The organism is Luteibacter yeojuensis (assembly GCF_011742875.1).
GTDB classification, from domain to species: Bacteria; Pseudomonadota; Gammaproteobacteria; order Xanthomonadales; family Rhodanobacteraceae; genus Luteibacter; species Luteibacter yeojuensis.
In genome coordinates, this window is the sequence record NZ_JAAQTL010000003.1 from 1 (window position 1) to 19,184 (window position 19,184).

Consider the following 19,184-nt stretch of genomic DNA (forward strand, 5'->3'; position numbering starts at 1 on the left):
TCCCGAACTCAGAAGTGAAACGCGCATGCGCCGATGGTAGTGTGGCTCAAGCCATGCAAGAGTAGGTCACCGCCAGGGGCTTTATCCTAAAACCCGGTCTCGAATGAGGCCGGGTTTTTTCTTTGCTGTCGTGCCCAGCGGGCACGCACAGCAACAGGTCACCGCCAGGGGCTTTATCCTAAAACCCGGTCTCGAATGAGGCCGGGTTTTTTCTTATCCGTTTTTCCTTATCCGCCGCACCCGCCATCGGCCGATCGGCTACAGTAGGCCCATGTATCTACAGACTTTCGGACTTCGCGAACCGCCTTTCGGCGACGCACCGGATCCGCGGTTCGCGTGTCTGTTTCCACGCGAACGCGAGATCCTGGCGCACGTGGAGTACGAGGTCGGCGCCGCGTCCTCCAGCGTCACCCTCGTCACCGGCGAGCGCGGTATCGGGAAGACGCTCCTCTGCATGCTGATCGAGGCGGACGCGCCGAACCATGGCGTACGCGCCGTGCGGCAGGGCGCCGGCGACTATGCGCTCGAGACGGTCGCCTGGCTCCGGGCCCTCTACGCCGGTTTCGGACTGCCCCTGCCGCTCAGCGCCGATGCGAATACCGAAGACCACCTCGTCGACGGCCTGGCGGCCGGTCTCGGCCGTCTTGCCCACCACGTGAACCATCGCTTCCTGTGGATCCTCGACGACGCGCAGGCTCTTTCCGACGACGATCTCGCCATCGTCCTGCGCCTCTTCGAAGCCTGCGAGAAGGCCGGTGCACCGTTCCACATCGTCCTTGCCGGCGAACCGTCGCTACGGGAGCGCCTGGCCGGACCTGCCGCGCCGGCGCTGGCCGCCCACATTCGCAGCCGCCTGCCGCTGGCCCCGCTGAACGCGGAGGAGAGCGAGCGCTACGTCCGTCATCGGCTCTACGTGGCCGGCACCACGCAAATGCCCTTCAGCCGTCTCGGCCTGCGCAGCCTGCGCGACGACGGCCAAGGCAATCCGCGCCGGCTGAACACGCTGGCCCATCGCGCGCTGGAGCGCGCGGCCGAACGCGGCGAGAAGTCGATCGGCGAGCGGGCCCTCGGCTTCGTCGTCCGCGAGGCCCTGCCGCAGCATGCGCGCTATTGGCTGAGGCGTTACCGGCGGCCGATCCTGGCGATAGGCATCATGATCGCCATCCTCTTCGTCGGCGGGGTGGCCACCTGGATCCTTACCGGTCACAGTCCCTCGCGACCGAAGAACCTTGTGACCGTCAGCCCGGAACAGGCGCTGGCCAAGTTCCACGACGCGCTGCCGGCGCCGGACGTGGGCAAGCTGCGCGTCTGGGGCGAGCTGCTGGCACGTTGGCAGGTGACCTCGAAAGAGACCTCCGTCGCCAACGCGATCAACTGCGACGCGACCATCTTTCCGGGCTTCGCTTGCGTAAGCGGCCGCGGCACGCTGGACCAGCTCGCCCGCTTCGATCGCCCGCTCGTCCTCGAACTGGACGACGCCAACGCGAAGCAGCAGGTGCTGCTGGTCGGCGTGGGCACGGAAGCCGTGCGTCTGTACCTCGGCGGGAAATACGTCGAACTCACGCGGGAAGCCTTCCAGCACGTATGGAACGGTCGCTTCTACGCGGTGTTCCGCGTGGACCCGGCGATGCCGCCGAAGCTCTCGCGAGGCGACAGTGGCGATGGCCTGGACTGGATCCTCGACCGCCTTCCTCCCGCTGCGTCCGGCACGGCCAAGGCCGCCCGTCCGACGAGTTTCGACGGCTCGGTGGAGGCCCGCGTGCTCGGCGTGCAGCAGCGTTTCGGCATCGCCGCCGACGGTGTGGTCGGGCCGGAAACCATGTTCGCGTTGTCCTCGCTGGAAGCGGAAGGCCCGCACCTCGCCCGCGGCGTGCCCTGAGCATGTTCGTCCACGTCGATACCCGCCGGCGTTCGCGGTTGTGCTGGGCGACGATGCTCGTCGTGATCGTGTGCGTGGTCTGCTTCGTGGCACTGGCCCTTACCAGTCGCGCCGAGCGCACCTCGATCATGCTGCACTGGGGCACGGTGCCCGCGCACCTGTTCGGCACGGGCCTGCCGTTCCTGGAGCAGATCAGCGATCCGGCCCTGTTGCGTCTGTTCACGGCCACGTTCATCCATGCCGGCTGGCTGCACCTGCTCAGCAACCTGCTCTTCCTGGTGATCTTCAGCCTGCCTGCCGAACGCAGCCTCGGTTCGCCGCGCTTCCTGCTGTTGTTCCTGCTCGGCGGCATGGTGGCGAACCTCATCGGCGCCATATCGCTCACCGGTGTCCGCGTGGCGATCATCGGATGCAGCGGTGCCGTCTCCGCGGTCGTCGGGGCCTACGTCACGCTGTTCCCGCGGGCCAAGCTCGGCCTCGTGCTGCCGCTGGGCCTTTACCTGGAATTCGTGCGCGTACCGGCTTTCGTGCTGATCGGCATGTGGGCGCTCGTGCAACTGCTCTTCAGCTACGCGGGCGCCAGCTATGGTGCCGTCGTGTGGTGGACCCACATCGGCGGCTTCCTGTTCGGCATCGTGTTCGCCGTGTTCTCGCGCGGCGCGATCGCGCGCCGCTTACGCGGCTGACATCTCGCGCGGCGCCAGCAGGTGCTCGCGCACGAAGCCGCGCAGCAGCATCCCCGCGTGAGGCGTAGGCACCACCGCCGCCAGCAGCGCTTCCGGCGAATGACCCTCGTTCGCCAGCGCTTCCCGTTTGCGCCGGATGTAAGCCCGCATGACTTCCGCGGAGAACTCGGGATGGAACTGCGTGCTCACGGCGTGCCTGCCGTAGCGCACGAGATGGTGCGGGTCGCGATCGGAACGTGCCAGCGATACCGCGCCGCGCGGCAGTTCGAGCACGCTTTGCTCGTGCGTCGTGTGCGCGTGGAACGAGGCGGGCAGGGCCACGCCCAGCGCGTCCTTCGCCGCGTCCGCGTGCGTGTCGATGCGTAGCGTGCCCATCTCGCGCCCGCCGTGCAGGTAATCGACGCGACCGCCGAGGGCGTGCGACATGAGCTGGTGGCCATAGCACACGCCCAGCATCGGCAGGTCGATGTCCATCGCGTTGCGGATCCACCCCGCGGTGCGTTCGCTCCACGGCAGCTTCTCCGTGACCATGGACGCGGAGCCGGTGATCACCGCGCCCGCGCATGCTTCCGGATCGGGCAGGGCGTCGCCGTGTTCGACGTCGACGATGCGCAGGCGGGCTTCGCGCAGACGGAGTCCCAGGCGGAACCAGCGGGGGAAATCCCCATGGCGGTGGCTGATGGGCTCGGGGGCGCGGCCGGTGCGGACGATGAGGACGGGCTTCATGATGGGGTGGTTTCGTCGATCTCGGTCGGCGGAAGCACGTTGAGCACTTCCCGAACGGTGGTGATGCCGGCGACGACCTGCATCGCCGCCGAGATGCGCAAGGGTTTCATGCCTTCGCGAAGGGCTTCGCCGCCGAACCGGCCAAGGTCGAGTTCGGAGGAGATGAGCCCGCGCAGGCGCGCGGACAGCGGCATCATCTCGTAGACGCCGGTACGACCCAGGAACCCGGTCTTGCGGCATTCGAGACAGCCGACCGGCTCGAATACCCGCTCCGGTAGCGGAATGTCCCAGCCATGGGTGAGCACGCGCCAGGCGTCCGGATCCTGGGAAGCCGCCGTCTTGCAATGCGGGCAGAGCGTGCGCACCAGGCGTTGCGCCACCACGCCGGCAAGGGTGGACTGGATGAGGTAGTGCGGCACGCCCAGGTCGAGCAGGCGGGTCACCGCGCTGGGTGCATCGTTCGTGTGCAGCGTGGACAGCACGAGGTGGCCGGTGAGCGACGCCTGCACCGCCATCTGCGCGGTTTCGAGATCGCGGATCTCGCCGATCATGATGATGTCCGGGTCCTGGCGCAGCAGCGTGCGCACGCCCGCGGCGAAGTCCAGGTCGATCGACGGCTGCACCTGCATCTGGTTGAGGTCCGGCGAAACCATCTCGATCGGATCCTCGACGGTGCAGACGTTGAGTTCCGGCCGGGCCAGGTGCTTCAGCGTGGAATACAACGTGGTGGTCTTGCCCGAGCCGGTGGGCCCGGTGACCAGCACGACGCCGTGCGGGCGCTCCACCATGCCGCGCCAGATGCGATCTTCCTCGGCGGAAAATCCCAGCTGTGCGAAATCCTTCATCACGAGGTCGGGGTCGAAGATACGCATGACCACTTTCTCGCCGAAGGCGGTGGGCATGGTGGAGATACGCAATTCCACCTCGCGGCCGCCGGCCGAGCGGGTCTTGATGCGACCGTCCTGCGGGCGACGCTTCTCCGCCACGTCCATGCGCGAGAGGATCTTCACGCGCGCGGTCACGGCGGTCATCACCGGCGGCGGCAGTTCGAAGACCTTCTGCATCACGCCGTCGATGCGGAAGCGCATCTGCCCGGCGTCGCGGCGCGGTTCGAGGTGGATGTCCGAGGCGCGTTGTTCGAAGGCGTACTGCAGCAGCCAGTCGACGATGTGCACGACGTGCCGGTCGTCGGCGCCCACTTCGCCGGCCTTGCCCAGTTCCACCAGCTGCTCGAAGTTGATGATCTTCGAGGGCTCGTTTCCCTTGGCGTCCTGGGCGAGCTGGATGGAGCGCTGCACGCCGTAGAACTCGAGCAGGTAGCGGTTGATGTCGATCGGATTCGACACCACGCGGCGCACGTCGCGGCGGAGCATGTGGGCGAGGTCGTTCGCCCAGCCCGTGTCGAATGGCTCCGCCGTGGCGAAGGTGACCTCGGACGCGGAGGCCGCGACGGGCAGGATCCGGTGGCGCTGCGCGTAGGCGTTGCTGACGGCCTGCGTGGCCTGGGCCACGTTCACCTTCATCGGGTCGATCTTGAGGTACGGCAGGTCGGCCTTGCCGGCGAGCCACTCCACCAGCCCCTCGAGGCTCAGCGGGCGGCCGGGATCGCGGCGGTTCTCGAGCCGGGCGTTGGCGATCAGGACGAGCGGGTGCAGTTCGATGGCCGACTTGCCACTGCGCGAGCCCATGCGGATCCGCTTCGCGTCCTCCCCGGTGACGTAACCGTCCACGACGAGGGAGGCGAGCACCTCGTCCAGTTCCAGCCGGCCACGGCGCCCGAGGTGCGCGCCGGGTTGCGGATTCACTGCCATCAGCCTGCGACCCTGTGTTAATGCCACGCCGCTATACTAGCCCGCTTTCTCAAGGACCCGGGAACCATGTCCGCGCCCACCTTCCAAGACGTGATCCAGACCCTGAACCGCTATTGGGCGGATCAGGGCTGCGTGCTGGTCCAGCCGCTCGATACGGAGGTCGGCGCGGGTACGTTCCATCCGGCCACCTTCCTCCGCTCGCTCGGACCGGAACCCTGGGCCGCCGCCTACGTGCAGCCCTGCCGTCGGCCGACGGATGGCCGCTATGGCGACAACCCGAACCGCCTCCAGCACTACTACCAGTACCAGGTGGTGCTGAAGCCGAACCCGGACGACATCCTGGAGCGCTACATCGGTTCGCTGAAGGCACTCGGCATCGATCCGCTGGTGCACGACCTGCGCTTCGTCGAAGACAACTGGGAGTCGCCCACGCTGGGCGCCTGGGGCCTCGGCTGGGAGGTCTGGCTGAACGGCATGGAGGTCACCCAGTTCACTTATTTCCAGCAGGCCGGCGGCCTGGAATGCCGTCCCGTCACGGGCGAGATCACCTATGGCCTCGAGCGCCTGGTGATGTACCTGCAGAATGTGGACAGCATCTACGACATCGTCTGGGCGCACGCGCCGCACGGCGTGGTGACCTACGGCGACGTGTTCCACCAGAACGAAGTGGAGCAGAGCACCTACAACTTCGAACACGCCAACGTCGCCGAGCTCTTCCACTGGTTCGACGTGTGCGAGGGCGAGGCCGGCAAGCTGATCGCCGCCGGCCTGCCGCTTCCCGCCTACGAGCAGGTATGCAAGGCCAGCCATGCGTTCAATCTGCTCGATGCGCGCCGGGCGATCAGCGTCACCGAGCGCCAGCGTTACATCCTGCGCGTGCGCACGCTGGCCCGCGCCGTCGCGGAGGCCTATGTGGCACAGCGCGAGAAGCTCGGCTTCCCAGGCCTGAAGAAAGACAAGGAGGCCGTCCATGGCCGATAAGCGACTGCCGCTGCTCATCGAGCTGGGCACGGAAGAACTTCCGCCGAAGGCGCTCGACGATCTCGCCGGCGCGTTCGCGCGCGGTGTCGTCGAAGGCCTGGAGAAGCGCGGCGTCGCCGCGGATTACGCCTCTGCGAAGGCGTATGCCTCGCCGCGCCGTCTCGCCGTGCACGTTCCGAACGTCGCGGTGGCGCAACCCGAGCAGACCGTCGAACGCCGCGGTCCCGCGGTGGCTGCCGGCCTAGGACCCGACGGCGAGCCCGGCAAGGCCCTGCTCGGTTTCGCGCAGTCCTGCGGTGTCGACGTGACGGCGCTGGAAAAGCTCGAGACCGACAAGGGTGCCTGGTTCGTGTTTCGCGCCGTGAAGGCGGGTCAGCCCACGGCGGCCCTGCTGCCCGAAATCGTCGCCGAGGCGCTGAAAGCGCTCCCGATTCCCAAGGCCATGCGCTGGGGCGATCGCGACGAAAGCTTCGTGCGCCCGGTGCATACCCTGGCGATGCTGCATGGCGCCGACATCGTGGAGGGCGAGGTGCTGGGCCTGAAGAGCGGCCGCCTCAGCAACGGGCACCGCTTCCACCACCCGAAGCCGGTGCACGTGGCCGACGCGGACAGCTGGCTCGACGCCTTGCGCCACGCGCACGTGCTCGCCGATCCCGCGGCACGCCGGCAGCGCGTGCGCGACGAAGTGGCCCGCGTCGCCACCGGCGGCATACCGCGCCTGTCCGACGGTCTGCTCGATGAAATCGCCAACCTCACCGAATGGCCTGTCGGCATTGCCTGCACCTTCGAGCGCGCATTCCTCGACGTGCCGCCGGAAGCGCTGGTGACCACGATGGAAACCAACCAGAAGTTCGTTCCGGTCTTCGATGCCGAAGGCCGGCTCACCGAGCACTTCATCGGCATCGCCAATATCGAGAGCCGCGACCCGGCCGAGATCCGCAAGGGTTACGAGCGCGTGACCCGCCCGCGCTTCGCCGATGCGAAGTTCTTCTGGGACGAGGACCTCAAGACGCCGCTTGCCGATTACCAGGAAGGCCTCAAGAACGTCACCTACCAGCAGTCGCTGGGCAGCCTGTGGGACAAGACCGTGCGCGTCGCCGAACTCGCGCGTGTCATCGCCAATCGCGTCGGCGTCGACGCCGGCCAGGCCACGCATGCCGCGGCACTGGCGAAGTGCGACCTGCTCACCCGCATGGTCGGCGAGTTCCCCGAACTGCAAGGCGTCATGGGCCGTTACTACGCGACCCGCCAGGGCATCGCGGCCGAGGTGGCCGACGCCCTCGACAGTTTCTACCAGCCGCGCTTCGGTGGCGACGCCATCGCCGCGGATGCCGTGGGCAGGGTGCTTGCCGTGGCCGAGCGCCTGGACACCCTGGCCGGCATCTTCGCCGTAGGCCTGAAGCCCAGCGGCAACAAGGACCCGTTCGCGCTGCGCCGCGCAGCCCTCGGCCTGGCGCGCAGCCTCATCGAAGGCGGGCTGGACATCGACCTGCGGGCGGCGTTGACCGAGGCCTTCGACCTGGTGCCGGAAGCGGCCCTGGTCGCCGGGGTGAAACCGGGCAAGGACGGCAAGCCGCCGGTCGTCGACATCGGGGCGCGCCGCCGCGAGCTGGGCGACGAGGTGCATGCCTTCGTGCTCGATCGCCTGCGCGGCTATTACGCGGACCAGGGCTTCTCGCCCGATCAGTTCGAATCCGTGCTCGCCGTGGCACCTGTCACGCTGCCCGACTTCGACCGTCGCCTACGTGCCGTGGGCGAGTTCTCCCGCCGTGACGAAGCCGCCAGCCTCGCGGCCGCGAACAAGCGCGTGGCGAACATCCTGCGCAAGCAGGCCGAGGAAACCGGCGCCGCGCCGATCAAGGGAGAGGTGGATCCGGCGCACTTCGAATTCGACGCGGAGCGCGAGCTGCATGCGGCGCTGGATGCCGCGCGCACGGACACGCGAGGCCTGCTGGCCAGCGGCGATTACACGGGCACGCTGGCCCGCTTGTCGGCATTGCAGGCGCCGGTGGACCGCTTCTTCGACGACGTGCTCGTGAATGCCGACGATCCCGCCGTACGTGCCAACCGGCTGGCCCTGCTGGCCCAGCTCAAGGCGAGCTTCGGCGCGATCGCCGACATCTCGCGGCTGTAGGCGCCGTCACAGCGGCGAGGGCAACCTGCCTCGCCGCTTCACGCTCCATGGGCTTCTCGCCGCTATAGCGGCTCCCACAAGTCAGTGTCAGGCAGCCACGCCCCGGTCTTCCTGGATGCGCGACACCAGCGTGCGCCGGAAGGCCACCATGCGGTCGGCGTAATCGGCATCGCCCGAACGGCCCAGGATCGAATACATCTCCGCCACCATGTCGGCATGCCGCACCGGGGAGAAGCGACTGCCGGCCATCTCGATGTCCGACTGCAACAGCTTCATGGCGGCGGCGAGACGGGTCGGATCGAGGGTCGTGTGGCGCATGGCCTGCGCGTCGCGGCCATGGACGTCGGCACTCCGCGAAGCGGTGTCGTCGGACGAGCCTTCCAGCATCATCGGGCCTTCGCCGGCCGCCAGCCATACCAGGGAGAGTCCGAGCGTCTTGGCCATCGTGACGCATCGGCCCCGCGAGGGATCGGTGTTGCCGTCGCGCCAGCTGCGCACCACGCCTTCCGAGAAGCCGCAACGGCGCGCGATCTCGCTCACGCTGCCGGACATCTTGATGACGGCGCGCACGCGGCTGGCGAACGAAGACGGCGCGACCGTGGCGTCCGGCTGGGTGCTGTCCAGTCCCCCGCGGGAGGCCTCGGCCAGGACGGATTCCCGTGAGTTGTCGTTCATGCGAATGGAACCTCGTTATTAAAAGACCGCCCCCCGGCGATTCGCGAACCAACGCGCGAGCCCATCGTTCGGTGTACAGGAATTTGCCTTCCCGACCCTTTCGTCGAGAGATTTTCTGGACGTCTTTCCGGAAAACAGTGTTAGCAACCCGGCACCCGGCGCCAAAACTACTAGGAACGTTTCCTAGGTAAAAGTCCCATATGTGCCGGAAGTCATGCTTTCTCGCCCGTTCTAAGTCATTGCGGCGGCGAGAAAATCCGTGTTCGAACAAACGATATTGTCACGCAAGTTGTTGCGAAGACAGGTAAAAAACCTGTGAGTTTTTCATATTGCGGGCCCATGACGGCGCGCGTATATCTGTAGGCAATCACCTACAAGGTGATGTTCCCGGGGGCGGGATCCTTTCGACGATTCCGTTGTTTTGTGGAGAGTTTCCAAGACCAAGCAAAGAACGATTCCCGAGCAGTCGGGAAATGGGTTCGGCTTGCCGCGTTAGTCGCAATAACTTGCGATTCGCGGCTTTTCATGGGGAGAAGCAGTCAATGAGTTCACGTCATTTCCGCGCAACGTCGCTTGGCCGCCGAACGGCACTGGCCCTGGCGATCAGCCTCGGTACCGTGTCCGGCGCCGTGTTCGGCCAGGCAACCACCGGTACGATCTTCGGTCAGGCACCGGCGGGAGCCGGCCAGACCGTCACCGTGACGAGCAATACGGGCGTCACCCGCACGGTCAACGTCAATCCGGACGGCCGCTACACGATCGGCCAACTGCCCCTGGGCAATTACGAGGTCACGCTGAACCGTGACGGCGCCCGTGTCGATTCCCGCTCGAATGTGACCCTGCGCGTGGGCGCGGGTACCGAAGTCGGTTTCACCGGTGCGGCCGCGACGACCGAAACGTCGACCCTCGAGGGCGTCACGGTGTCGGCGAATGCCTTGCCGTCCATCGACGTCAGCTCGGTCGACTCGCGTACCGTGATCACGTCGGAGCAGCTTTCGAAGCTGCCGCTGGCGCGTACCGCGGAAGCGATCGCCCTGCTGGCGCCGGGCGCGGTGGCCGGCAGTTCGTTCTTTACCGGTCCGACCGGCAATGCCCTCGTCTCGATCGCCGGCAGCGCGGTCACCGAGAACGCCTACTACATCAACGGTTTCAACACGACCGACCCGCTCAGTGGTTTCGGCGGCATCAGCCTGCCGTACGGCGCCATCGACCAGCAGGAAATCCTCGCCGGCGGCTACGGCGCGGCCTATGGCCGTTCGTCCGGCGGCGTGCTCAGCCAGGTCGGCAAGCGCGGTACGAACGAATGGCACTTCGGCGGGCAGGTCCTGTGGGAGCCGAACGGCACCAAGGCCGACCCGATGAACTTCTATCGCAAGATAGGCTCGCGGGCCGGCCAGATCTTCGACCGTAACGAAAGCGACAAGCTCTGGCGCACGACCTACTCCGCGTACGCGGGCGGTCCGCTGATCAAGGATACGTTGTACGTCTTCATCGCCGCCGAGCAGGAGCGTCGCGAGGGTTCGCAGATCACGAACGTGAATGCGCCGTTCGTCTACAAGCAGAACTATCGCAATCCCAAGTACTACGGCAAGATCGACTGGAACATCAACGACAGCAACATCCTCGAACTGACGGGGGCCTCGAACAAGCAGAACTACGACGCGTCGATCTTCGAGTACGACTACGACACCCGTACCCGCGGCGCCTTCGTGGGCAAGGACACGGCCGGCGCACCGCAGAACAAGTCGGGTGCCGACGTGTACTCCGCGAAGTTCACCAGCTACATCACGGACGACCTGACGCTTACCGCCCTCTACGGCAAGATGAAGGGCACGTACTACACCGCGACCGCGGGTGAAACCACGCAGCCGTCGATCCTGACGCCGACCTTCCAGAATCCGGCGCTCAACGGCGGTTCCCCGATCATCAACGCGAATCCTTCGGCCCAGATCGCCGACCCGCGCCACAAGTCGACCAATACCAACCTGCGTATCGACCTCAGCTACCACATCGGCGACCACACGATCACCGCGGGTATCGATAACCAGAAGGTGTCCGACCAGAACGACGGTATCACCACGTCGGGCCCGGGTTATGCCTGGGAATACAACCAGTCCCCGCCGGGTACGCCCATCATCGGCACGTCGCCGACCGACAGCGCCTATGTCGCGCCGCCGGGCGGCGAGGGCTATTACGTCGCCCGTTACGTCTACAGCACCGCGGCATCGGTGCGTACGACGCAGCGCGCGCAGTACATCGAGGATTCGTGGCAGGTGAGCGATCGCTGGCTGTTGAAGCTCGGCCTGCGCAACGACCAGTTCACCAACTACAACCAGAACGGCGAGCCGTACCTGCGCCTGAAGAAGCCGCAGTGGGCGCCCCGCCTCGGCGCCACGTGGGATGTGAACGGCGACTCCAGCCTGAAGATCTACGCCAACGCGGGCCGTTACTTCCTGGCCCTGCCGGCCTCGGTCGCACTGCGCTCCGCGGGTGCTTCGCTGTACACGCGCGAGTACTTCAATTACACGGGCATCGATGCCAACGGTATTCCGACCGGTCTTACGCCGATCTTCAGCAGCACGGGCGGTCCGATCTCGGCCAACCGCGAATACGGCATCCCGCGCGATCCGAAGACCGCCGCGGCCACGCACATCAAGTCCGAGTACCAGGACGAGTTCATCCTCGGCTTCGACGCGATGCTGACGGACAAGTGGACCTACGGTGCGAAGGCGACGGTGCGAAAGCTCCGTAACGCGATCGACGATGTCGGCGATTCCGACGCGATCCTGCGCAAGATGGATCGCCTGGGCATCGACCCCGACACGATCGGCGCCATCCAGGGCAGCTACCTGTTCAACCCGGGTCGCGCGAACACGTTCCTCATCCCGAACCTCAACGGCGGCTATTACAGCGTCGACATGAACAACGAGGACTTCGGGTTCCCGCATTCCAAGCGCAACTACTACGGCCTGAACCTGTACCTCGACCATGCGTGGGATGGGAAATACCAGGTTCGCTTCGACTACCTGTATTCGAAGAGCTATGGCAACTCGGAAGGCCAGGTTCGCTCCGACATCCGTCAGGACACGGTTTCGGCGACGGTGGACTGGGACTACAACGAGGTCATGCAGTATTCGAACGGCGAACTGGCGAACAGCCGCAAGCACCAGTTCAAGATCTACGGTTCGTACCAGCTGGCACCGGAATGGATGGTCTCGGCCAACGCCCTGATTTCGTCCGGCGCGCCGAAGAGCTGCCTCGGCTTCTTCGGCCCGGATGAAACCAACCCGAACCTCGGCTACGGCTCCTTCTACCACTGGTGCGAAGGTCGTCCGTCGCCTCCGGGCAAGGCCGGCCACAATCCGTGGACCTATATCGTCACGGGTGCGATCGAATACCGTCCGGTGTGGGCCGACAGCAAGCTGGCCTTCAACGTCACGGTCTTCAACCTGCTCAACCAGCGCAAGGAAACCCAGATCTATCCGATCCGTGGCAGCACGGACGAGCCGAACGCCCGTTATGGCGTACCGCTCTACCAGACCACGCCTCGTTATGCCCGCTTTGGTATCACTTACGACTTCTGATAGGGCAACCGCTGGTACAGCTACAACAAGAGAAGGCCCCGGGAGCAAAGGACGGCTCCCGAGGCAAAGGCAACATGCCTCCCCAGATCGCCCCTTGCCTCCCGGCCGGGGGCGCTTTTTTGACGGAACTGTTTCACTTCTAAGCAAAAACCCCCAGATTTCCGGCGGTTGCAAGAGGCAATTGCCGGGCAAAACGTAAGAAAAAGCGCCGATCCTGTGTAAATAATTTGTTGACACGGGACTCGGCGTACGCCTAGATTCGGCGTCGACGATTCTGGACGACCCTTCGCGCGACCCATGCGGAAGGATTCGGTACAGCAAGTCCACGGCTTGTCGGATGCAAGTCACGGGGGCGGCGCACCACTCTGGGAGAGAGGACGCGCCATGGCGAGATTTCCCCGCGACGTGCAACCGAGCGAGTCACTTTTTTTCCGGCTTCGGTCGGTTTTTGCTCGTTTTCAGGCCCGGTTCGGGCTGATCTGGGGAGATTTGCAATGAGTTCTCGCAGCATCCGGCAGGCATCCGTCCTGCGTCACTCCGCGTTGGCTTTGGCCCTCGCGATCGGTCTCGGCGGCACGGGCGTCGTTCTGGCCCAGTCGACCACCGGTAACATCTTCGGTACCGCCACGCCTGGCGACACCGTGCAGATCAGCGGTTCCACGGGTATCACCCGCGAAACGACGGTCGACGCGTCGGGCCGCTACCAGTTCAACAACCTGCCGGTCGGCAGCTACAACGTCGACCTCAAGCAGGGCGGCGCCGTCGTCGATTCGCGCAAGAACGTGAGCCTCACCGTCGGCAAGGGTTCGGACGTTTCGTTCGTCGCTCCGGCTACCGCCGGCAATGCCCAGTCGCTCGAGTCGGTCACCGTCACGGCGAACAGCCTGCCGCCGGTCGACGTCTCGACCGTCGACTCGCGCACCGTCATCACCTCCGAGCAGCTGGCCAAGCTGCCGCTGGCTCGCACCGCCGAGTCCATCGCGCTGCTGGCGCCGGGTGCTGTCTCGGGTAGCGGTTACTTCTCCGGCCCGACCGGCAACGCCCTCGTCTCGATCGGCGGCGGTTCGGTCACTGAGAACGCGTATTACATCAACGGCTTCAACACCACCGATCCGCTCAGCGGCTTCGGCGGCATCACCCTGCCGTACGGCGCAATCGACCAGCAGGAAGTGCTGGCCGGCGGCTACGGCGCCGCTTACGGCCGTTCGGCCGGCGGCGTGATCAGCCAGGTCGGCAAGCGCGGCACCAACGAATGGCACTTCGGTGCGCAGGTCCTGTGGGAGCCGCGCGGCACCCGCTCGACCCCAGGCAACGACCATTACATCATCTCCACCGCGGGCACCACGGCGGGCGAGATCTTCAACTACAACAAGAAAGACACCCAGATGCGTACGGTCGAGTCGGCCTACGTGGGTGGTCCGCTGATCAAGGACAAGCTTTACATCTTCCTGGCTGCCGAGCAGGAGCGTGTCGAGCAGGACCGTTATACCGACCAGGATTCTCCGAGCTATCGCGATCGCTCGTACCGTAATCCGAAGTACTACGGCAAGATCGACTGGAACATCAACGACAGCAACATCCTCGAAGTCACCGGCGCGCAGAACAAGCAGAGCTACGACGCCAATGTCTACAACTTCGATTACAACACGTTGACCCGCGGCGACTATGTGAGCAAAGACACGTCGGGCAACCCCCTGAACAAGACGGGTGCGAGCCTCTACACCGCCAAGTTCACCAGCTACATCACCGACGACCTGACCCTCAGCGTGCTGTACGGCAAGATGAAGGGCACGTACTACAGCGAACTGCCGGAAGCCACCGACGCGCACATCATCACGCCGACCAACCAGGATCCGGCGCTGAACGGTGGTACGCCGATCACCAGCAACAATCCGAGCACGAGGCGCTACACCCAGAACCACAAGTCGACTAACACGAACCTGCGTGTCGACCTCAGCTACCACATCGGCGATCACACGATCACCGCCGGTATCGACAACCAGAACGTTCATGACATCAACGATGGTCAGACCACTTCTGGCCCGGGCTACGCCTGGGAGTACGGTGCGCAGGATCCGAACGAACTGATCGCCGGCGAAAGCCCCAGCGATCCGTCATATGTGGCTGCCCCGGGTGGCAAAGGTTACTTTGTCGATCGGTACATCTACGATACGCAGGCATCGGTTCGCGTAAAGCAGCGCGCCCAGTACCTCGAAGATTCGTGGCAGGTGAATGATCGCTGGCTGGTCAAGATCGGCCTGCGTAACGACCAGTTCACCAACTACAATGGCGTCAGCCAGCCTTACATCCGCCTGACCAGCCCGCAGTGGGCCCCGCGCCTGGGTGCCACCTGGGACGTGAATGGCGATTCCAGCCTGAAGATCTACGCCAATGCCGGTCGCTATTACCTCGCCATGCCGGCGAGTGTGGCACTTCGTTCGGCGGGCTCGTCGCTGTTCACCCGCGAGTACTTCACCTACACGGGTATTGATCCGAACGGCGTGCCGACCGGTCTTACGCCGATCGCTTCCGCCACGGGCGGTCCGATCTCCTCGAACCGCGAATACGGCCAGCCGCGCGACCCGAAGACTGCTGCTTCCACCAGCCTGAAGTCGGAGTACCAGGATGAGTTCATCCTCGGCTTTGACAAGACGCTGGGCGACAAGTGGGTCTACGGTGCGAAGGCCACTGTGCGCAAGCTGCGCAACGCGATCGACGATGTCGGCGACACCGATACGATCCGTAACGCACTGATCCGCCAGGGTGTGGATCCGGCTACGATTGGACCGATCCAGGGCAGCTACCTGTTCAACCCGGGACGCGCTTCGGACTTCGTGGTGCCGAGCACCACCGGCGGCTACTACACCGCTCACGTCACGAACGCTGACTTCGGGTTCCCGCAGCTCAAGCGCAACTACTACGGCCTCGAGATGTACCTCGAGCACCCGTTCGACGGCAAGTGGTACGGCAAGTTCGATTACCTGTACTCGAAGAGCTACGGTAACTCGGAAGGCCAGGTGCGTTCGGACATCGGCCAGACCGACGTCTCCGCAACGGTCGACTGGGACTTCCCGCAGTTCATGGAGTACGCGGGCGGCGAGCTGTCTAACAGCCGCAAGCATGTCATCAAGGCCTACGGTTCGTACCAGCTGACGGACGAGTGGATGCTCTCGGGCAACCTCACGGTCGCCTCGGGCGCGCCGAAGTCGTGCATCGGCTACTACGGCGAGAATGAGACCAACCCGACCGGTTACGGCTCGTACTACCACTACTGCTACGGTCAGCCGTCGGCTCCGGGTGCTGCGGGCCACAATCCGTGGACCTGGCTCATGGACCTGAGCGCCGAGTACCGTCCGCAGTGGGCCGACAAGAAGCTTGCCTTCAACGTCACCGTGTTCAACGTGTTCAACACGCGTGAGCGTCTGGCGACGTACCCGCAGGCTGGCCAGTCCGCCAAGCCGGATCCGAACTACCGCACGGCGCTGTTCCAGACCACGCCGCGCTACGCTCGCTTCGGCATCACCTACGACTTCTGATCCAGCGAAGTCGAGTTCGGCCCCACGCTCTTCAGAGCGTGGGGTTAGACCTGCAGAACGCCACCTTCGGGTGGCGTTTCTGTTGTTAAGGTCAGGAAAATGTTTACAAATTCAGGCTATTGCCGGTTTTCGGCAAGTCTGACTGGCAGCTTTCCAGCCCGCTCGGAAAAGTCGTTCGTGCCTAGTTCGTCACTTGACTTTTCTGAAGGCGCATTTGCCGGTATCCTCCTAGGTTCCCCCCGGAAGTTCCGGTGCGCCATGCGCGTGCGTATCTTCCGTGACCCACGACCATTCCATTCGTTACGAGGTTCGACCATGCGCAGGATTATCTTGTCGCTCGCATCCGTGGCCGCGCTGGCGGCCCTCGCCGGTTGCAGCGGCGGCTCCGACACCAACGGCCAGCCGGCCGCCGCTTCCACGGCCGACGGCAACGCCAGCGCCGCTCCGGCGAACCAGGTCACGGGCACGATTTCCCTGCGCGACGCCGGCGCCCAGCTCGGGCCGGATGCCAAGCTGGACATCAAGCTGATCGACGTGTCCGCCGAAGGCTCGCAGCCGTTGGCCGCCAAGACGATCGCGCCGGTCGCCATGCCGCAGTCGTTCCAGCTGGACTTCAGTGCGTCGGACGTCAATCCGAACGACATGTACATCGTCGACGTCTCCCTGCAGGACGGCGAGCGCCATTACTCGTCGCCGCTGAAGACGCCGGTGCTGACCAAGGGCGCGAAGAATGCCGTCACCATCCAGCTCGTGGGCGAAGCCACGCCGGGCGAGAAGGAACTGGCCGGCTACAACACCCTCAAGAAGAATATCGGTGGCATGAAGGTCACCCAGGGCACGGCGCTGAAGGAAGGCGAGTCGCGCGGCTGGCAGATCTTCCGCAAGGGCAAGGACGTCCAGTTCGTGATCGAACTGGTCGACTACGGCGACAAGGGTTTCACCTCCACCAACTATGCCTACAAGGACGGCAAGCCCTGGGTCATCGTGCAGGAAAAGAAGTCCAGCAAGGACGCGAAGCCGAACTCGATCGAGCGCGCGGGCTGGAACGATGCGGGTGAACTGGTGCTCAAGCAGAACGAAGCCGGTGGCAAGGTCGACGTGCTGTCCGAAGACGACGCGAACAGCCTGAAGAAGCAAGCCGAGGCCATGTATGCGAAGGCGGGCGGCAAGAAGTAAAACCGTCCCTCTTGGAGCAAAGAAAAACGCCGGCATATGCCGGCGTTTTTTTTGGTGCTGTTACGCGTACCGGATGGCGTCGCTGGGCTCCTGCCTTCGCAGGAGCGACAGGGGCGTCGTTCCTGAGAAGGTGGGAATCTGGCGACTCGCGTCAGAACGCCAGCTTCACGCCGAGGTTCAGGCCGTTGTATCTCTGCGTGTCGTCGCCGAAGCGGCCGCTGTAGCTGACCCAGCCGCTCCAGCTCCGGTTGAAGTCGGCGGTGAGGCCGAGGTCGGCGGTCATCCAGGTCTTGTCGGGCGTGAAGCCCTGCACGCTGAACTGGCCGGCCATGCTCATCAGACCCGCGGTGACGGTGCGGTCCTCGGCACGGCCATCGTGGTTGTAGGCCACTTCCGCGAACGGGCGCAGCATCGTGTTGCCCGACTGCCAGGCACCCTGGAGACGCCAGCCGGCAGTCTCGATGCGTGCGTTGCGGGTCTGCCTGCCGAAGCGCATGGCGGTGCTGGTGTTGTTGCGCTCCTCGTAGCCGGCGACGCGCAGCTGCTCGACTTCCACCGCCACGAACGGGCCGGTCTTCAGCGATTCGCTGCCGAACCACCAGCCGCCGCTCAGGCCGGCGCCGACATGAGAGCCGTCGGTCTTGCCGGTCTCGGTGCGCCGGGCGGTGCCCAGGTCGATGCGGCGATCGATGTCGGTGAAGCTCAGCTGGCCGAAGCTGACGAAAGCGCCGGCGTAGCCGCCACCGTTGTGATAGAAGGCGTAACCCGAGCCGGCGATGTCCTGCATCTTGTAACCGCCGCCACCCTGGAAGTCGGCCTTCGACTGCGCGATGCCCATCGCCACGCCGACCGACACATGGTCGTTGACGCGGGCATCGGCGCCGATCGTCAGGTTGACGTTGTCGCTGTCGGTCTTCGGCGAGGTGTCGGTGTTCTTGAACTTCTGCTGGCCGTAGTCGACCGCCGCGAAGAAGCGCGAGTCGGCGCCGAAGTTGTCGGCCATCATCTGGTTGCGCAGCGTGCGCACATGGGCGGCGTTCGACGCGAGGCCTGCTTCGCCCAGCAGCGAGATCTGCTGCGGGGCCGTGATCACCGAGATGGCATACTGGCCGAGCAGCGCGTGCGCGGCGGTGGTCGGATGGATGCCGTCGGCGAACAGGTAGGTGCCGGCCGCGTTCGGGTCGCGCAGGGTGGCCGGCGAGCAGGTGATCGAGCTGGCCGTGGTGCAGGCCGGCACGGTCACGTTGGCGAAGCCGTAGGTACCGGGGCTCGCGATGACCTCGTTGAGCAGGGCGTAGGTGTCGATCGGCACGATGCCGCGGTTGGCCGAGGCCAGGCCTGCGGTGAGCACACCGTTGTAGACCTGGGTGAGCTGGGTGATGCCGGCCGAGGCGGCGGCACCCTGCGAGAGGGCGGCCGGCGTCTTGCCGACGTCTGGCAGGTTGAAGACCACGATGGTCTTCGCGCCCGCGGCCTGGAGGGCCTTGATCTGGCCGACTTCGTTCGTCGCGGCGGTGGCCACGGTCACCTGGGCGGTCGCCGGATTCTGCACGGCGGCGAGCAGGTCGTTGGCACCGACCCACATGGTGTACAGCGCATTCGGATTGGCCTTGCCGCCGTTGGCCGCGAGGTACTGCTGGACCTGGGCGGAGGTGGCCGGCGTCGGGTTGGCGATGGCTGCGCGCGCTCCGCCGAAGGCGTAGTCCGTGCCGCCCTGGAGCGAGGGCGCCAGCGACAGGTTGAAGTGCTTCGCGATGTTCTCGACCGCGACGGTGCCCGGGTTGGTGGTGAAGCGGGTGATCACCGGGGAGCCGGAAAGGATGGCGACATTGCCGTTATCGCTCAGGCTGTCGCCGAACGACACGATCTGCTGGTATCCGTCGGCGTGCGCCCCGGCACTGAAGAGAAGGGCGGCACCGATGGCACCGGCAAGATGACGAATTCGCATAAGGACACTCCGTGTGGGGCGTTAGAGAAACGTTACGGTAATCGAAGC

11 protein-coding genes and 1 rRNA gene are annotated in these 19,184 nt (G+C 65.3%); 8 read left to right on the plus strand and 4 right to left on the minus strand.

The genetic code is table 11. The features are described 5' to 3' along the window. The 3 genes from rrf to HBF32_RS17600 form a co-directional block, all read left to right on the plus strand. A 5S ribosomal RNA gene (gene rrf, locus HBF32_RS19750) occupies nt 1–78 on the plus strand; the annotation flags it as partial. 193 nt (nt 79–271) lie between these two features. Beyond that, the gene (locus tag HBF32_RS17595) at nt 272–1,879 is read left to right on the plus strand and encodes an ExeA family protein (protein WP_166701116.1); all 1,608 of its coding nucleotides are present in this window, start codon (nt 272–274) and stop codon (nt 1,877–1,879) included. Between the two features lie 2 nt (nt 1,880–1,881). Then, the gene (locus HBF32_RS17600) at nt 1,882–2,565 is read left to right on the plus strand and encodes a rhomboid family intramembrane serine protease (RefSeq protein WP_166701117.1); all 684 of its coding nucleotides are present in this window, start codon (nt 1,882–1,884) and stop codon (nt 2,563–2,565) included. Here HBF32_RS17600 and HBF32_RS17605 read toward each other — a convergent pair. Both HBF32_RS17605 and tfpB read right to left on the minus strand, forming a co-directional pair. Beyond that, a complete protein-coding gene (locus tag HBF32_RS17605) occupies nt 2,554–3,291 on the minus strand; it encodes a glutamine amidotransferase (protein WP_166701118.1) in 738 nt (245 codons plus the stop codon). The genes HBF32_RS17600 and HBF32_RS17605 overlap by 12 nt on opposite strands. Then, nucleotides 3,288–5,102, minus strand: coding sequence for a type IV pilus assembly ATPase TfpB (gene tfpB / locus HBF32_RS17610; protein ID WP_166701119.1), 1,815 nt, complete (start codon nt 5,100–5,102; stop codon nt 3,288–3,290). The genes HBF32_RS17605 and tfpB overlap by 4 nt, the downstream gene beginning before the upstream one ends. A gap of 66 nt (nt 5,103–5,168) precedes the next feature. On the opposite strand from tfpB, the gene glyQ reads away from it, so the two are divergent. Together glyQ and glyS are read left to right on the plus strand one after the other, a co-directional pair. Next, nucleotides 5,169–6,083 (plus strand): glycine--tRNA ligase subunit alpha, encoded by a 915-nt coding sequence (glyQ, locus tag HBF32_RS17615; RefSeq protein WP_166701120.1) that lies wholly within the window; start codon nt 5,169–5,171, stop codon nt 6,081–6,083. Then, nucleotides 6,073–8,217 (plus strand): glycine--tRNA ligase subunit beta, encoded by a 2,145-nt coding sequence (gene glyS, locus HBF32_RS17620; protein WP_166701121.1) that lies wholly within the window; start codon nt 6,073–6,075, stop codon nt 8,215–8,217. The genes glyQ and glyS overlap by 11 nt, the downstream gene beginning before the upstream one ends. A gap of 87 nt (nt 8,218–8,304) precedes the next feature. Here glyS and HBF32_RS17625 read toward each other — a convergent pair whose 3' ends face one another. Next, entirely contained in the window at nt 8,305–8,892 is a 588-nt protein-coding gene (locus tag HBF32_RS17625) for a helix-turn-helix domain-containing protein (protein WP_240148053.1), read from the minus strand. Nucleotides 8,893–9,434: 542 nt separating this feature from the next. On the opposite strand from HBF32_RS17625, the gene HBF32_RS17630 reads away from it, so the two are divergent. From HBF32_RS17630 to HBF32_RS17640, 3 genes are all read left to right on the plus strand, one after another. Beyond that, complete coding sequence (locus HBF32_RS17630; RefSeq protein WP_166701122.1) at nt 9,435–12,476, plus strand: TonB-dependent receptor; 3,042 nt, start codon at nt 9,435–9,437, stop codon at nt 12,474–12,476. 494 nt (nt 12,477–12,970) lie between these two features. After that, nucleotides 12,971–16,012: a TonB-dependent receptor gene (locus HBF32_RS17635; RefSeq protein WP_166701123.1), complete on the plus strand. Its 3,042-nt coding sequence runs from the start codon at nt 12,971–12,973 to the stop codon at nt 16,010–16,012. Between the two features lie 315 nt (nt 16,013–16,327). Continuing rightward, entirely contained in the window at nt 16,328–17,188 is an 861-nt protein-coding gene (locus HBF32_RS17640; protein WP_166701124.1) for a DUF1481 domain-containing protein, read from the plus strand. A gap of 151 nt (nt 17,189–17,339) precedes the next feature. On the opposite strand, the gene HBF32_RS17645 is transcribed toward HBF32_RS17640, so the two are convergent. Further along, nucleotides 17,340–19,136 (minus strand): autotransporter outer membrane beta-barrel domain-containing protein, encoded by a 1,797-nt coding sequence (locus HBF32_RS17645; RefSeq protein ID WP_166701125.1) that lies wholly within the window; start codon nt 19,134–19,136, stop codon nt 17,340–17,342. Between the last annotated feature and the right edge of the window lie 48 nt (nt 19,137–19,184).

Bases quoted from the DNA above. Each gene is read 5' to 3' on its own strand.
- HBF32_RS17595 (WP_166701116.1), top strand. From the start codon at position 272: ATGTATCTACAGACTTTCGGACTTCGCGAACCGCCTTTCGGCGACGCA.
- HBF32_RS17600 (WP_166701117.1), top strand. From the start codon at position 1,882: ATGTTCGTCCACGTCGATACCCGCCGGCGTTCGCGGTTGTGCTGGGCG.
- HBF32_RS17605 (WP_166701118.1), bottom strand. From the start codon at position 3,291: ATGAAGCCCGTCCTCATCGTCCGCACCGGCCGCGCCCCCGAGCCCATC.
- tfpB (WP_166701119.1), bottom strand. From the start codon at position 5,102: ATGGCAGTGAATCCGCAACCCGGCGCGCACCTCGGGCGCCGTGGCCGG.
- glyQ (WP_166701120.1), top strand. From the start codon at position 5,169: ATGTCCGCGCCCACCTTCCAAGACGTGATCCAGACCCTGAACCGCTAT.
- glyS (WP_166701121.1), top strand. From the start codon at position 6,073: ATGGCCGATAAGCGACTGCCGCTGCTCATCGAGCTGGGCACGGAAGAA.
- HBF32_RS17625 (WP_240148053.1), bottom strand. From the start codon at position 8,892: ATGAACGACAACTCACGGGAATCCGTCCTGGCCGAGGCCTCCCGCGGG.
- HBF32_RS17630 (WP_166701122.1), top strand. From the start codon at position 9,435: ATGAGTTCACGTCATTTCCGCGCAACGTCGCTTGGCCGCCGAACGGCA.
- HBF32_RS17635 (WP_166701123.1), top strand. From the start codon at position 12,971: ATGAGTTCTCGCAGCATCCGGCAGGCATCCGTCCTGCGTCACTCCGCG.
- HBF32_RS17640 (WP_166701124.1), top strand. From the start codon at position 16,328: ATGCGCAGGATTATCTTGTCGCTCGCATCCGTGGCCGCGCTGGCGGCC.
- HBF32_RS17645 (WP_166701125.1), bottom strand. From the start codon at position 19,136: ATGCGAATTCGTCATCTTGCCGGTGCCATCGGTGCCGCCCTTCTCTTC.